Source organism: Pseudoalteromonas sp. Ld19, assembly GCF_045064135.1.
In the GTDB taxonomy this organism is placed as follows: Bacteria; Pseudomonadota; Gammaproteobacteria; order Enterobacterales; family Alteromonadaceae; genus Pseudoalteromonas; species Pseudoalteromonas aliena.
This window is the reverse complement of sequence record NZ_JBISHA010000017.1, coordinates 507517-524436: the sequence shown is the minus strand read 5'-3', so window position 1 is coordinate 524436 and position 16920 is coordinate 507517. Positions and strand designations below refer to the sequence as shown.

Genomic DNA, 16920 nt, shown 5'->3' with positions numbered 1-16920 from the left:
AGGAATAACCCCATGTTAAGTTTCCAAGGTGAAAATATACTCTCTGTTAGTCAACTAGACAGAGACTGCATTGAACGCATTTTTGCAGTTGCTAAAAAAATGGAGCCTTACGCTAAAAAGCAAAAGCGTACCAACGTACTTGAAGGTGCTATTTTAGCTAACTTGTTTTTTGAACCAAGCACACGTACACGTGTAAGCTTTGGTACAGCGTTTAACTTACTCGGTGGTTTAGTTCGCGAAACAACAGGTATGCAAAGCTCTGCGCTTGCTAAAGGTGAATCTCTATACGACACAGCACGTGTTATTTCAGCCTATGCAGATGCCGTTGCTATGCGCCACCCAGACTCGGGGTCAGTCAGCGAATTTGCTACGGGCTGCAGCGTACCGGTAATTAATGGCGGAGATGGCCCAAATGAGCACCCAACTCAAGCATTACTTGATTTACTTACAATCGAACGAGAACTCAGCCGTTTTGATCAAAATATCGATGGTATGCACATAGCCTTAGTAGGCGATTTAAAATATGGCCGTACCGTACACTCGCTTTCAAAACTGTTGTGCCATTATAAAGACATAAAATTTTCGATGGTTGCTCCTGATGGCTTACAAATGCCTGATTACATTTTAGATGCAGTGGATAACGCGGGCCATAAAATTGAACTAGTAAATAAAATGGAAGGTAATTTAGCCGCCGATATCGTTTACCAAACACGTATTCAAGAAGAGCGTTTCCCTTCTCAAGAAGAAGCAAATAAATACCGTGGTGGATTTAGAATTAGCCAATCAATTTACAGTGCACACTGCAAACCTAACTCTGTACTTATGCATCCTCTACCGCGCGATAGTCGCATTGAAGCCAATGAGCTCGATAACGACTTAAACACTAACGACAATTTAGCTATATTTCGCCAAGTACAAAATGGCGTATTAATTCGTATGGCACTGTTTGCTTTAACACTCGGCGTAGAAAATAAAGTCGAGAAGTATGAAGTAGACGTACCTTGGTTTAGCCGCAAACGCGATAGCTAACCCCCTTTCAAGTGACAATTTATAGGATTTTTCATGACAATTAGCCAAGACTTATTTGAACGCGCTCAAGCCTCGATTCCAGGTGGCGTAAATTCGCCAGTTCGCGCTTTTAATGGTGTAGGCGGTACGCCGCTATTTATTACCAAAGCAGAAGGTGCGTTTACATTTGACGCCGACGGTAATCGTTATATTGATTATGTGGGCTCTTGGGGTCCAATGATCATGGGCCATAACCACCCAGCCATAAAGCAAACCGTTCATGAAGCGGTCGAAAACGGCCTTAGTTACGGTGCGCCCACTGAAGCCGAAATTTTAATGGCTGAAAAAGTAAAAAAACTCGTTCCATCAATCGAAAAAGTGCGTATGGTTAGCTCGGGTACTGAAGCGACAATGAGTGCAATTCGCTTAGCCCGTGGTTTTACGGGTCGCGACAAAATATTAAAATTTGAAGGATGTTACCACGGTCATGCTGACTCGTTATTGGTAAAAGCAGGCTCTGGCGCACTAACAATGGGCGTACCTAATTCACCAGGCATTCCTGAAGATTTTGCTAAGCATACGCTTACGGTGTCATTTAATAACTTAGATGAAGTAAAAGCTATTTTTGCAAAATATGCAGACGAAATTGCCTGTATTATTGTAGAGCCAGTCGCCGGTAACATGAACTGCATTCCACCAGTACCAGGCTTTTTAGAAGGTTTGCGTGATGTCTGTAACGAATATAAATCGGTGCTTATTTTTGATGAAGTAATGACAGGTTTTCGTGTTGCACTGGGTGGTGCACAAGCCTACTACAACATTAGACCAGATCTTACGTGTTTAGGTAAAGTTATTGGCGGTGGCATGCCTGTTGGTGCATTTGGTGGTAAAACCGAAATAATGGATTACATTGCGCCTGTTGGCCCTGTATATCAAGCCGGTACACTTTCAGGTAACCCTATTGCGATGGCAGCAGGTTTAAAATCACTTGAGTTATTAAGTGAACCTGGCCTGCATGATAAATTAGAAGCTATTTCTAAAGCGCTTTGTGAAGGCTTTGAAGTCGGCGCTAAAAAAGCAGGCATAGCGCTAACAACCAATTACGCTGGTGGCATGTATGGCTTCTTTTTTACTGATGCTGAAAAAGTAACAACCTACAAACAAGCTACTGAGTGCGACCTAGAACGCTTTAAACGCTTTTTCCACCTTATGCTTGAAGAAGGTGTTTACCTAGCGCCATCAGCTTTTGAGGCGGGTTTTGTATGTGCTGCACACACTGAGCAAGAAGTACAAGAAACAATAGCGGCAGCTGAACGCTCATTTGCTAAACTTTAATATAAAAATTATTTTTTAGAGTTTTAACCACTTGTTTTTGCAGCATGTAATTAAGACTAAAGATTGAAAAAAGCCCGAAAGGGCTTTTTTTATTTGTAAAGTACTATAAATGAATGATAATTGAGGTAATCAAGGTCTACTTATCTATCCATTACAAAATAACAAGAGAGTCTTATGTCAGGATTACGACAATTTGCAGCGCCTGCAATTAAACTAATGGCTAATTTAAAATACAAAACAAAAATAAGCCTAATGTTTGGCATACTATTACTTCCTCTTGCATTGAGTTTGTTTTTTTTGGTCTCCTTACTAAGCGATAGTATTAACGTCTCAAAATTGCAGCAGCAAGGCTTAAAAGGCTACCGTGCGATTCTTAGTAATCAAATTCAAGGAACAAATGAGAAAAACATCGCTATTGCACAAAAATTAGGGTTTACAGTAAAAAATAATCAAGCTGATGATGTGCTCGAGCTTGTTTCAATTCAGTCTAACTTAGCGCTCGACAGCCAACTTGCCAGTTCTTATGTTAATCGTGCTTTAGTGACACCCATTCCAGCATTAATAATGCAGATAAATTTAACAGCAGCAAGTGCAAATACAGTAATTAATAATAACCAGTTTACACCAGATACTTTTATAGCACTTTCAAACTTAAATAAGTCATTACCACTGTATGAAAAGCAATTAGATAAGACATTAAGTGTAGCAACCGCTTCAGAAAAATCAGTTGATAAAATATTAGCACCCGCTTTAAAGCAGTTACAAAACGCTGTATATGCATTTAAAAATGCAATAGATAAAAAACTGCTTGAACCAGATGATCTAGAACTAAACAAAGGTGAATTTACGCAGCTAACAAATGATGTTCATAATAGTATTAATGCATTAATTGATAAAAGCATTCCAACATTAGAGTTCTTAGTAAGTGAAAAGCTACAAATCCAACAATGGACCCGTGATATCGTATTAGCCGCATCGGTTATAAGCCTACTTTTTGCTTTTTACTTAATGATTGGTTTTTATTTTGCTGTCGTAGATACAATTAACCGCTTTGCAGAAGCGGCAAATAGAGCAGCAAACGGCGACTTGAAAGCAACACTTGAATCAAATGGCAGTGATGAAATGAGTACGATTGCATTACAGTATAATGCCCTACTTAATGCATTTTCTCACTTATTATCAAATGTAAAAACAAGCACGGTAGAACTTTGTAGTGCAACTAAATCATTATCGCAAGCCAGTAGCCAAACTAGTGATGATGTTAGCAAACAACAAACCCGTGTAAACGCTATCCACAGCGCATTAAGCGATATGGCTCAAAGCGCACATACTGTTGAAGAGTCAGCACATCAAGCAACACTTATAGCTCAAGACGCCGCAACACACGTTAAACAGGGTTCAAGCAATACAATGGAACTCGCTAAGTATATGCAAGATTTGCAAATTGAATTTGCAGAAAGCCAACAAGCTCTTGATAAACTGGCGCAAGATAGTCAAGAAATAAGTAAAGTAAGTAAAGGGATCAGCGAAATTGCAGATCAAACAAACCTACTAGCCCTTAACGCCGCCATTGAAGCGGCAAGAGCCGGTGAATACGGACGAGGCTTTGCCGTTGTTGCTGATGAAGTAAGAACACTTGCTCAGCGAACACAAACTCAGACTCAAGAAATTCATCAAATTATTACCTCTTTACAGCAAGCATCTGACGACACACAACAGAAAATGCGTTCCAGCGTAGACAAAATGGAACAATCAGTAAAAGCGGCCACTGAAACCAATACGGCATTACAAAGCGCCGAACAAAGCATGGGCAATATAAAACACCAAGGTGAAGTGATCTCTGAACGTGTTAAGCAGCAGTCAAATGCGACAACACAGGCACTTAGAGACTCACAAGAAGTAAGCAATTTAGCGGATCAAACATTAAACTCGGCTCAATCAACTTTACAAGATGCACAACAATTAAGTCGCCTATCGAACGACTTAACAAAATCAATGGGCTTCTTTAAATCTTAATTAAGTTAATTGCAATGAAAAAATAGCGGCTACTATTGGACTAAGATTTACTCGCCCCCTGAGCTCTGGATAGTCAATCTATCTCAAACTGCTATTTTTACCGCTAACTGCGTTGAATTTACTGAAAATATCTAACTAACCTGAACTCTGGATAATAAATCTATCTCAAACAGCTATTTTCAGCGCTAACTGCGCTGAATTTACTTGCAATAGGCCCGCTATTGACGCGTAAATTCGCCTTGTTTTCACTGAAAATCTCTGGCTAGAGAAAATAAATCTAAATATCACCATGATTCAATACGTTAGTAAATCTCTTAACCAGAGCTCAGGTTAACTAGAGAAAAATAATTTTAAATACATTTATAGTTCAATATGTAGTAAATCTCTCTCAATCAAAGTTTAGGGTAGTTAAGCGTACTTTATCAGTTGCTATAACTGGTTTTTTGAACTGTAAACAGCCCTACTTTAGGGCTGTTTTATTTTTTAGTTCAATTTAATGGCAAAGGACGTTTTAATAAAGCGTATAGCCTAATTATTCTAAGTGCTTTATGAATCAAAACGACAATACAAAACTTACACTGAGTTTTCAAAGAAGAAGTCCTATGACTAGCTTACCTTTGGAGGTTAAATTTTCAGTAAATTGTTTAACTTTTTAAGTAAGACAAGACCTATGTAATGAAGTTATTCCCAAAAACATACCGATGCATAAATGCCAGGCACACAATGTCTAAAGGGTTTGCCTTAACCTTTGTTATATAGTGAAAGAGGTAAACAGAGCGCTGAAGCTTTGCTCCATTTTTACAGGGATATAATACCAATTTTATTAAACACATTATCATTCTAGTATATTAAGTAACTCACTAGCTACGTTAAAAATTATTTATATAGAACAACTAGATGCCATAATTTTAGTCTTGTTATTGAGCTATTTTCTTATCGCTATAATAAATCACTAACATGAGGCAATTGGTATAAGCAGCCAAAGTAACTCAGGAGCAGTTACCGACCCCCTAGATTTTAAATTTCACGCCACGACTCCCCCTCCCTTAAATTGAATAAACTCCCATTTAAAAGCTTCAAATTACAGGAAATGAAATTATTTAATTCACCGTAACTGTATATTTTAATAAAAATAGTATTAGCTAATGTGGTATTAAATGGTAAAAAAATCTTACACATCATTAAAATTAAAAAATCCGCAATTAGAGAACTAATTACGGATTGTTAACGAGTTGTTTAATTATTTAAACAGATTTTAACCATTAACTTCTCGACAATATAATGACGATAGTTTATTTAATCTGTTCGCTTTTAGAGCGTGCTATATTAAAAGCGAGCTTCAAAGCCTAAACGAACAAAACGTGGGGTCTGCCAAGAATATGCCGCATCATGATAAGCATTAACAACGCCTTCACTTTGTTCATAGTGTTCATTTATTGAATACTCTGATTGCGTATTCAATATATTGAAAATATTAATTGAAGCACGCATATCAATATCCGATACAGTGAAGTCGTAAGCAGCTGATAAGTCTAAGTTAAACACCCATGGTGTACGTCCATTAGTACCACGATCATGTTTCTCATAGATTTTTTCGTCTTGTTCACACTCTCCATTACCATTTGTATCAGGGCAATTGTTAGTATAAATATAGAATTTATCACCCCAACCACCATTCAGGTTTGGATCTGTAGATGGATAACCTTGACCAAACAAGCTCTTAGGGCGACCACTTTGTAGAGTTGCGTTCCAACCAACAGTTAAATTCTCCACAGGCTCCCAGCTACCAAAGAATTTGAACGTATGACGACGATCATTTGGTTGATAACCTTGTGAACCATCCATTACAGCTGGGAAGTCAAAGTCTTGTGTTATACCCGCATCAGCTTGACCGATATCAGATTTAACCGCACCTTCGAAGTTACCCACACTGCGAGCCCAAGTATAACCAAACTGATAACGAATAGTATCGGCTTTATAATCTAAGCTAAATTCCACTGCAGTATATTCATTATTAGCTTTCGGTAAGCCTATAGTTTCAGCTGAGTAAGTAGTTAGTGAATTTGCATCTGGTATACCATCGTTTACTTCAGTAGTCGGATCATTGCTTGTACCGTTCCAATACACACCATCTTTATACCAGCTAGATGAAGAGCCTGGATTAATCATTACACAAAATGGGTATGCATAACGACCACAGTAGTCATCAAGTGCTGTCGCAACTTCACGATATACGCCTTTTACACCAACAGTGTACTCATCGTTAAGTGCCTGTTGAACACCTAAAATATACTCATCTTTAGAGAAAGGGTCTGCTTCTTGCGCTTGAAAAATATCTTTTTCAGGAATAACAGGTACACCACTTACTTGCTGAGAGTTAGCAAGACCACCAGAACCGATAGTATCGGCTAAAGGAGAAAGACCCGTTGGAGCGCCTGTTGTACTGTCAACTCCGGTATACGTATAAGCGGTTGTGATATCACTTACACCAGAAGCTGCACGGAAAATAGTATTATTAGCAACTGGTAAGTAATAACGACCGTAAGTACCATAAACTTTAGTATCACCTGTACTTGTTGGATCCCAAGTAAAGCCTAAGCGCGGTGCTACATCAGTTTTGAAACTAGTTAGTAGTTTATCCGTTGTTCCCCAGCTATCAAATTCATCAATACGTAGCCCTACAGTAACAGCAAAGTCATCTGTTACGCGCCAGTTATCTTCAATGTAGTATGCCGTTAATTCTGATCTAAAACTACCACCACCATCAAAAACTCGGTCTTCAACATATTGTAATACATTACCTGTATTGTTAGTTAATGCACCGTTATCTGCTTGGAAGGTGCCATTATCAGCAAGCGTTTTATAATCATAGCTGTGACCACCAATTGGACGATCTATACGCTCAGATTCGCGTTCTTGATAATCAACTCCAAAACTAAATTCATGATCGCCCCATACATACTCTATATCTAAGCGGTATTGTGTGTTTTCGTCATTATTAGCACCAAAGCTCCCACCAGCTCCACAGCCCTTTATCGGGTTAGATGTACCACGAGAGTCTGTAATAGAAGGGCATACTAAGTTTTCTGATTGTGTTTCGTACTCAGTTTTAATATTACCAACCATCGCCGTAACAACAAGGTCTTCAGTAAGAATACCTGTATAACTTAAGCTTTGCGCTTCACCGCCTCGCTTGAGTAAAGCACCATCTTTACGGTCGCCAATAACACCATTGCTATATTCATAAACCGAACGCTCAATATCACGACGATTTGAATAAGCAAAATAGCTTAAACTATGATTTTCAGTAATAACCCAATCTAGTTTACCACCCCAAAACAAGTTATCGCCGCCAGACGCGGACTCAGTACGATACTGATCATTTGCAGAGAATTCATCTCCACCCCATGTGTATGTAGACTCTGTATCACGAGGATTAACTAAACCATAGAAGAATAATGTATCTTCGATTAATGGACCACCTACCGCTAGTGTAATATCTGCTTTATTATCGCTATCGTGGCTTTCATCTCTAAAAATTTGGCCGGCACCATTATTACCACGTGAAATATTGCCTTCTTCTTGTAGAGAATCTGGTTGATATTGCACCACCGCAGAGAATTCCCACTCATTCGTACCGCTTTTAGTAGTGGTATTAATAGTACCACCAGTAGCTCTACCAAACTTAGCTGAATAACCACCTGTTTTTACTTGAAATTGGTCATAAAATTCAAATGGGACTTCACCACAACCAAGACCTTGGCGAGTATTTGTAACTTCTAAACCATTTATGTAACAAGCATTCTCAGCTACTGATGAGCCACCAAAAGAAGCTGTATTCCCAAACGCGCTGTCACCTTTCACAGCACCAGGTGCAAGTAAAGCAACAGACGTTAAATCTCTATTGATTGGCATTCTATCTATTTCAGCATCTGTAATTACTAACCCTGAGTCAGCTGTTGATAAATCAATAGAGGAAATTCGTGCACCTAAGACTTGGATAACTTCTGGACCAGATCCATTAAGTTGCGCTAAATCAAAATTAGCTCTTGCGTTAGCACCTAAAGAAACGCGAACATTATCTTCAGCAACAACAGAATTACCTTTTAGTATTTGAATTTGGTAACTACCTGAAGGTAAAGATGCAAAACGAAAAGAGCCATCATCTGATACAGAAAGCGTACGCTCTAACCCGGTGGCAGGGTTTTTCACTTTGACAGTGTAGCTAGCTGAACTTGTAATATTATTAATTGAACCGACTACATCTGACGCAACAGCAGGTAACGCTAAACCTAATGAAGCTGATACAGCTAATGCTGTAATACTTTTTCTGAATATACTTTTCATATTCTTATCCCTGTTAAATTTATAATTATTTTCACTCTCAAATAAGAGAACCTAAACATTAACAAATAAAATTATTTTGTAAACATATATAACAATAAAACCAAGGGACATTAAACAAAATATAACGAAAAACATGTAAAATACACAATTGCGTTTCTAAAATAGTTACTCCAACTAAAAAAGTGCGTTAGTCAATCAATTCTTAAATATATAAATGAGAGATGCACACTCAAACTGTATCAGGTTACTAAAGATTTGAATCTTACTCTCTAACGAAAACAACTTGGTCTAGGTTCAAATTCACTGGCTCTCAAAGGTAATTGAATTACTTTTCCGCAGCCTGGTGGGGCTTGTTTTCCAGTTTGCTCGTTAACAAACGCCCAGCGAATTGATGCTGGCCGTGTATCCGCAATGGCTTGGGGATTAAGTGGTTTTAAATAGCGAATATACGTTTCTAGCGCCCCAACACTGCCAGTTAGTCCCGTACTTTTATTATCGTCTCGGCCAAGCCAAGCTACCGTTACCGTGTTTTGATCAAACCCTGCGAACCAGCTATCACGCAAATCATTACTGGTTCCCGTTTTACCTGCTAGTTGAATTGACGGAAAATGTAAATTTAAGCGTTTAGCGGTACCGTCTTTAGTTACACGCTTCATTGCGTACTTAGTCATGTAAATCGCGTCTTTATCAAATCTGGATTCTGGCTTTACAATATGCTTATAAAGCACTTTGCCTACAGAATCGGTAAGGGCCGATATTGCAGTAAGTTGTCTGTATTCGCCATCTGCAGCTATCGTTGTATATAATTGGGCAACTTCATAACTAGACATTTCAATAGCACCTAAAAGTAGCGATGGGTATTCATCTATTCTCCCCGTCGCACCGAGCCCTTTTAAAGTCTTTGCTACTTGGTCGACACCGACATCAAGCCCTAAATTAACCGCTGGAATATTAATACTATTACTAAATGCTTTATAAAGTGGGATTGCACCACGGTATTGATGATCAAAATTCTCTGGTTGCCACACATTACCCTGCTCGTTTGTCACCTGTAATGGTGAATCATCAAGCAGTGTAGCTAAATTATAATGCGGTAATAGTAGCCCCGTTAAGTACACTGCGGGTTTAACAAGCGATCCTATATTACGCTTTGTATCTAAAACACGATTAAAGCCCGAGTAACGCACATCACGGCCTGCAACAAGCGCAGACACACCGCCTTTTTCTACGTTAACAGAAATCATCGCCGTTTCTAATTTTTCTGTTTTTGGACGTCTTTCTAAGTACGGTAGACTATTTTTTATCGACTCTTCCATTGCTGTTTGTTTTTGTAGATCAAAATAAGTAAATACTCTAACGCCGGCATCAAGCGTTTGTTTATTTGGTAATAGCTTATTTAATTCTCGATTTACTAACTCTAAATAGCCTGGGTATGATTTTTGTAAACTTGCTTTCATTGGCGCAATATCAATAGGGCGTTTAAGCGATGCGCGATATTCCTTTGTGCTAAGCAGTTTATTTTCTACCATAAGACGCAGAACGAGATCTCGACGCTCCATTGTGCGCTCTTTGTAACGACGAGGGTTGTAATAAGAGGGTCCTTTAACCATTGCCACCAGCAGAGCAATTTGATCATATTCTAGTTCATCAACGGGTTTAGAAAAATAAAAGTCTGCAGCGAGCCCCATACCGTGCACGCCTTGGTTATAAGATTGCCCTAAATAGACTTCATTTAAATACGCTTCTAATATTTGATCCTTTGAATAGCGATAATCCAGAATAAGAGCAATAAATGCCTCATTTATTTTACGCATTAAAGAACGTTCACGCGTTAAGTAAATATTTTTAGCTAGTTGCTGAGTAAGTGTACTACCGCCTTGAACTGTACGACCTGCGCGTATATTAGTGTAAAGCGCCCGTAAAATAGAAAACACCGACACACCATGATGCTCATAAAAATTACGATCCTCAACCACTAATAATGTGTCTTTTAACATGGCTGGAAATTTATCAAGCGGCACAAACTCTCTATCTTGTTTAGAATCATTACCTATACGGGCTATTTGAACAGGCTCTAAGCGCGCACTATTTAAGCGTCTGCCAAACTTATCTTTAATCGTTGCGACTTTTTGCCCTGAAAAACGCAATTCAATAATATGCGACGCTTCAAATCCATCGTAAAACTCAAAATCACGACGATAAATTTTAATACTACTGGCCGTTTTAACAAACTGCCCTGTTCGACTTAACCTATTAACTGATGAATAATTTAGACGTTCAAGTTCCCATATTACTTCTTGGCTTGATAAAAATTGTCCTGGATAAAATGCCATTGACCGCGCATAAACTTGCGCTGGAAGTTGCCATTTATTTCCTTCAAATTGACGTGTTATTTTTGAATCTAGATAAATAAAATACATTGCCATGGCAATAAAAACTGCCAAACTTAGCTTCCAAAACACTGACCATATTTTTTTCATGAAAGAGCGTTGCAACGTTTTTTTTGCTGCTTTTTTAGTGCTTTTTGAGGTTTTTGAGTTTTTTTTCTTTGCAGTGCCTGATGGTTTACTCACACGTTTAGTTGCAGGTTTACTGGTAGGTATTTTTTTATTATCAGCCATTTAAGTGTAATTTATTCCAAGGTTATTCACGAGTGTGAGCTTAGCATATTGAACATACCCTAACATCCGAAAAGTTAACCCTTCCTGAAACAAAAAAAGCCCTACCGAAGTAGGGCTTTGTGTAATACCAATTGCATTAAATTAGTGATCTATTATAGCGATAAGAAAATAGCTCAATAACAAGACTAAAATTATGATACATAGTTGTTCTATATATAATTTTTAACGTAGTTAGTGAGTTATTTAATACGCTAAAATAACCATGTTTTTAATAAAATTGGTATAAACACACTATTATTTAAATAAACTATTAGCTATTTCGAACAGAAACAAACTCTGGGTAGGCTTCAATACCACAATCGTGTTGATCCATCCCGTTTAGCTCCTCTTCTTCGGTTACACGTATACCCATTGCTTTGTTAAGCACAGTCCAAACAATAAATGATGCTACAAATACAAAGGCAAGAATACATACTAGACCTATTAGCTGATTAACATAGCTTGCGTCAGCATTGGTTAGCGGTACTAACATAATGCCTAATGCACCGCACACACCGTGTACAGAGATTGCACCTACAGGGTCATCAATCTTAACTTTATCGAGAGCAACAATACTAAATACAACCAAAGCCCCCCCTAGTAAACCTAATAAGCAAGCCATTACTGGTGATGGTGAAAGAGGGTCTGCGGTGATAACAACCAAGCCTGCTAATGCGCCATTTAATACCATAGTTAAATCTGATTTACCCCAAAGTACTTTACACACAAACAGCGCAGCAATAGCTCCCATTGCAGCTGCGGCATTAGTATTTAGTAATATTTGACCTACCGCTGTTGCATTTTCTTTATCAGAAAGCAGTAATTGAGAACCACCATTAAAGCCAAACCAGCCCATCCATAGTATGAACGTACCGAGTGTAGCAAGGGGCAAGTTTGAACCTGGAATTGGGTATATTTCACCATTTTTACCGTATTTCCCCTTACGAGCTCCCAAAATTAAAACACCTGCTAGTGCGGCGGCAGCACCTGCGCCATGCACGATTGCAGAGCCTGCAAAATCAACAAAGCCCATTTTAGATAAAAAACCGCCGCCCCATGTCCAATAACCTTCAACAGGGTAAATAAAGCCAGTCAGAACAACAGCAAATGCTAAAAAGGCCCATAGTTTCATACGTTCAGCAACAGCACCTGACACAATCGACATGGCAGTTGCAACAAAAACGACTTGAAAGAAAAAATCAGACTCTAAAGAATGATTTGCATCAGCAGCTTGTGTACCAATTAAAGCACCTATTGAGGGAATTAAACCGCCTTCAATATTGTCTACATACATAATGTTGTAGCCAACTAATAAAAACATCGTACATGCTATTGAATAGAGCGCGACATTTTTAGTCAAAATTTCAGCGGTGTTTTTAGAGCGAACTAAACCCGCCTCTAACATCGCAAAACCTGCTGCCATCCACATTACTAATATACCTGATATTAAAAAATAGAAGGTATCGAGTGAGAATTTTAATTCTATTATTGTATTTTCCATGATGCCTCCTTAAATCGCTTCTTCGTCAAGTTCGCCAGTACGAATACGAACAATTTGATCTAAGTCGTATACAAAAATCTTGCCATCACCGATCTTACCTGTTGATGCGATTTTAGTAATTGCCTCTACAACACGCTGGCAGTTTTCAGTTCGAGTTGCAATTTCAAGTTTAATTTTAGGAATAAAATCAACTTGATACTCTGCACCTCGGTATAACTCTGTATGACCTCGTTGACGCCCAAAGCCTTTTACATCAACGACAGTCATTCCTTCAATTCCTAAATCAGCAAGTGCTTCACGCACATCATCTAATTTAAATGGTTTTATAATTGCACTAATCATTTTCATAGCGGCCCCCTCGGACTCTTTATTGTTATCCTGTTGATTAATACAATCCAACCTTTATGCCAGTATTTTATATTTAATTTAAACAATAACTTAAAGATAAAAATAAAAATAAAACCAAAAAAAACGCACCATTTAGGTGCGTTATATTAACAATATAGCTACATTGGTGCGTAAACTAACCTCGCACTAAAAAGCTAACTAAATATTATGCGATACAATTACGACCTTTATTTTTAGCTTTATACAAAGCGCTGTCGGCCGTCCGCATAGCATCAGTTAAACTGGTATTTTGAAACTCAGCTAAACCAATGCTTATAGTAATAGTGCAAGACTTGTCACTGATAGAAAAATCATAACTCGCCATTTTTTTTCTAAATGCTTCTAAATATTCTCTGCCCTTTGTTAGTTCGATTTCAGGTAAAATAATTGCAAACTCTTCACCGCCTACTCGCGCAACTATAAAGTTAGAGAACGTAGAACGAATAAGTGAACCTACTTGTTTTAACGCCTGATCTCCACCTTCATGACCAAATTTGTCATTAATATTTTTAAAAAGATCAACATCAAGTAAAGCGAGCGTATTATTTTGATTTCTATTTTTTAATAGCTTTTCCGCATATTGATAAAAATAACGGCGATTATACAAACCCGTTAAATCATCTCTAAAGGCACTTTCTTTTATATCTGCAATTAATGAAAGCTGCTCCATTGTTTGCAATACTCGACAGTGGAACTCTTCATTCATAAACGGTTTAGTCAAAAAGTCGTTTGCGCCATATTTAATAAATCGCGCTGATAAACCATGCTTGCCCGCACCTGACAAACCAATAATAGCTAAATCATCACGGCCTCTAAAATGACGAACCGCTTTAACAAGTTCAAAGCCATCCATTACAGGCATAGCATAGTCAGTCATTAACAACTTTATCTCTGGATCCGCTTTTAATAGATTAAGCGCTTCTTGGCCATCATTAGCTACGGTTACATCAAACAATTGTTTTTCTAACATTTGCTTCATTAATGAGCGGCTCAGCATTGAATCATCGGCAATAAGCGCTTTGCACCCTTGGTTTCTTAGTAATTGCGCCACAAGCTTTACGGCATAATGATAAGAATCACGATTATCCTTAATTACGTAATCAACAACACCAAGTTCAAGCATTTGCTGGCGTTTGTATTCGTCAATTTTAGACGTAAGTACAACTGTGGGGATTTTTTTAGTCAAGGTGTACTGCGCAACTTCACCATGAGGCGCATCTGGTAGGGTCAAATCAACTAAAGCGAGTGAATAATCATATTTTTCTACATAGCTTTTACATTCAGCTAAAGACCAAGCAAAATCAATAGCGACATCAAGGTACTGTGCAGTTAAGTGGCGTAAAACCTGCTGTACTACTTTACTGTCTTCAACCACTAATACTCTTTGCATAGTTCTTCTCTTTACTTTGGTTAACTTTATACCGTCAGTAACAAATATAAAATAATCGCACTTCATTTTTGCAGCTAAAATAGCAAAAACTCGTGAATAATAAACATCCTGCTAAGCATTGTTATATTGCGCATTAAAATTAAAGCGAATTCCATTAGATTTGATTGGTAATAGTTTGCAAACTCTAAATACAAACTACTAGGGTCTGTTGATCTTTGCGGATTAAAATTTGTTCAAACTAGGGGCTATTTAATCGCGGCGCGAGGTTTGCAACCTAGTGGGCTAAGTAAAAACCGAGCAACAAAGAGTAAATAGCCCCTAGGAAGAACCCTTTGGGCAGCGCCTGTTTGGCATTGATGCTGCGTTATCGCCTATTTATGGGGAATAACCACACTACATAGGCGCTGCCTTGCCTAAATACCAAACAGACTGCTGCAAATTTAACCTTGAAAGTTCAACAGACCCTAATAAATATACCTGATTTTTACGATTAGCTAAATAAGTAAACAGAAAACAGCCTTTTTTAAACGTATTATTTTTACTTAACTAGTAATATCGACGACTAGTCTCAATACTTTTGTTATTTTGCTCATTATTATCTTTAATAGCTTATCAACAATAATTAGGAAACATCATGAAGCTTAGTCGTATTATCAGTTTACCGATAACTGTGATTGCATTAATACTCAGTAGCGTCTCTCTTGCAAGTAACGAACGCCGCATCGACATTGATAGCAAAGTAATAACCCAACACAAAGCGAATATAAACGGTCAACGCTTTACCTATACTGTAGCAACTGGCACACAGCCTGTTTGGGATGATAAAGACAACGCTGTTGCAACACTGCAATACACTTATTACACGCGCGACAAAGTAGATGATAATACAACACGCCCATTACTTATTTCCTTTAATGGTGGACCTGGTTCTGCCTCAGTCTGGATGCATCTCGCTTATACTGGCCCTCGTGTCTTAAAAATCGATGATGAAGGCTACCCAATCCAACCTTATGGCGTAAAAAACAATCCTTATTCCGTACTTGATGTTGCCGATATTGTGTATGTAAACCCAGTTAATACTGGCTATTCTCGCGTACTGGAAAACGATAAAGGCGAGCTTCCTACTAAAGCAAAACAAAAAGAGCTATTTTTTGGTGTTAACGCCGATATTAAATACCTTGCAGAGTGGCTCAATACATTTGTAAACAGAGCTGAACGATGGCGTTCACCTAAATTTTTAATCGGTGAAAGCTATGGTACAACACGTGTATCAGGCCTTGCTCATGAGCTTCAAAATAGTCAATGGATGTATATAAATGGTGTTGTACTTGTATCGCCCACAGATATAGGCATAAAACGCGACGGGCCAATTAAAGCAGCTAACCGCCTGCCTTATTTTGCAGCTACGGCTTGGTACCACAAAACACTTAAAACCGATTTACAAGCTAAAGACTTAGACGAGTTACTCCCCGAAGTAGAGCAATTTACAATCAACGAATTGATCCCAGCATTAGCGAAAGGCGGGTTTATTGCCGCAGACGAAAAGCATCGCATTATAAAGAAAATGGCCGATTATGCAGGCTTGTCAGAGAAGTTTGTTAAACAAAATAACTTAGATATTCCAACTCAATTTTTCTGGAAAGAGCTACTGCGCGATCGCGGTCAAACAGTCGGTCGCCTAGACTCTCGTTATTTAGGAATAGATAAACGTGATGCGGGTGAGTCTCCAGATTATTGGGCTGAACTGACTTCGTGGTTACACTCATTTACACCAGCAATAAATCACTATTTACGTGACGAGCTAAACTATAAAACTGATGTAAAATACAATTTATTTGGCAATGTCCATCCATGGGATAGAACGGGTAATAATGCTGGCGAAAATCTGCGTTTAGCAATGGCACAAAATCCATATTTAAATGTAATGATTCAATCAGGCTACTTTGATGGTGCAACTAATTACTTTGATGCTAAATATACATTGTGGCAATTAGATCCAAGCGGAAAAATGAAAGACCGTTTAAGCTTTAAAGGCTATAGAAGCGGACACATGATGTACCTTCGTCATGCAGACCTTAAGCGCTCAAATAATGACTTGCGCGACTTTATACTAAAAGCCTTGCCTAAAGAGGCTCAGGCAGCAAAATATTAATCGTCAATTTATAAATGGCTCTGCTTTGAGCCATTTTTTTACAGTTGATCACGTTTAAAAATTAAATATCCTGTTCTGTACAGCCGTCCCCCTATTTTTGTAAGTAATTTAAGTAAACTTGAAA

The 16920-nt window shown here is 38.2% G+C and carries 9 protein-coding genes; 4 read left to right on the top strand and 5 right to left on the bottom strand.

The features are described from left to right. The first annotated feature begins 12 nt into the window (after nt 1-12). From ACJJVZ_RS07510 to ACJJVZ_RS07500, 3 genes are all read left to right on the top strand, one after another. Complete coding sequence (locus ACJJVZ_RS07510) at nt 13-1029, top strand: aspartate carbamoyltransferase (protein ID WP_405599460.1); 1017 nt, start codon at nt 13-15, stop codon at nt 1027-1029. 33 nt (nt 1030-1062) lie between these two features. Then, nucleotides 1063-2343, top strand: a complete 1281-nt coding sequence (hemL, locus tag ACJJVZ_RS07505) for a glutamate-1-semialdehyde 2,1-aminomutase (RefSeq protein WP_405599458.1) — start codon at nt 1063-1065, stop codon at nt 2341-2343. Between the two features lie 174 nt (nt 2344-2517). Further along, a complete protein-coding gene (locus tag ACJJVZ_RS07500; RefSeq protein ID WP_405599456.1) occupies nt 2518-4359 on the top strand; it encodes a methyl-accepting chemotaxis protein in 1842 nt (613 codons plus the stop codon). Nucleotides 4360-5685: 1326 nt separating this feature from the next. Here ACJJVZ_RS07500 and ACJJVZ_RS07495 read toward each other — a convergent pair. From ACJJVZ_RS07495 to ACJJVZ_RS07475, 5 genes are all read right to left on the bottom strand, one after another. Further along, nucleotides 5686-8706 (bottom strand): TonB-dependent receptor plug domain-containing protein, encoded by a 3021-nt coding sequence (locus tag ACJJVZ_RS07495; RefSeq protein WP_405599454.1) that lies wholly within the window; start codon nt 8704-8706, stop codon nt 5686-5688. Between the two features lie 269 nt (nt 8707-8975). Next, the gene (gene mrcB, locus ACJJVZ_RS07490; protein WP_405599453.1) at nt 8976-11327 is read right to left on the bottom strand and encodes a penicillin-binding protein 1B; all 2352 of its coding nucleotides are present in this window, start codon (nt 11325-11327) and stop codon (nt 8976-8978) included. A 310-nt stretch (nt 11328-11637) separates the two neighbouring features. Then, nucleotides 11638-12867: an ammonium transporter gene (locus ACJJVZ_RS07485; protein WP_182703405.1), complete on the bottom strand. Its 1230-nt coding sequence runs from the start codon at nt 12865-12867 to the stop codon at nt 11638-11640. Nucleotides 12868-12876: 9 nt separating this feature from the next. Continuing rightward, a complete protein-coding gene (locus ACJJVZ_RS07480; RefSeq protein WP_004587162.1) occupies nt 12877-13215 on the bottom strand; it encodes a P-II family nitrogen regulator in 339 nt (112 codons plus the stop codon). Between the two features lie 205 nt (nt 13216-13420). Further along, the gene (locus ACJJVZ_RS07475; protein WP_182703404.1) at nt 13421-14644 is read right to left on the bottom strand and encodes a response regulator; all 1224 of its coding nucleotides are present in this window, start codon (nt 14642-14644) and stop codon (nt 13421-13423) included. Between the two features lie 634 nt (nt 14645-15278). Here ACJJVZ_RS07475 and ACJJVZ_RS07470 point away from each other — a divergent pair. Next, complete coding sequence (locus tag ACJJVZ_RS07470) at nt 15279-16796, top strand: S10 family peptidase (RefSeq protein WP_405599449.1); 1518 nt, start codon at nt 15279-15281, stop codon at nt 16794-16796. The last annotated feature ends 124 nt before the right edge of the window (nt 16797-16920 follow it).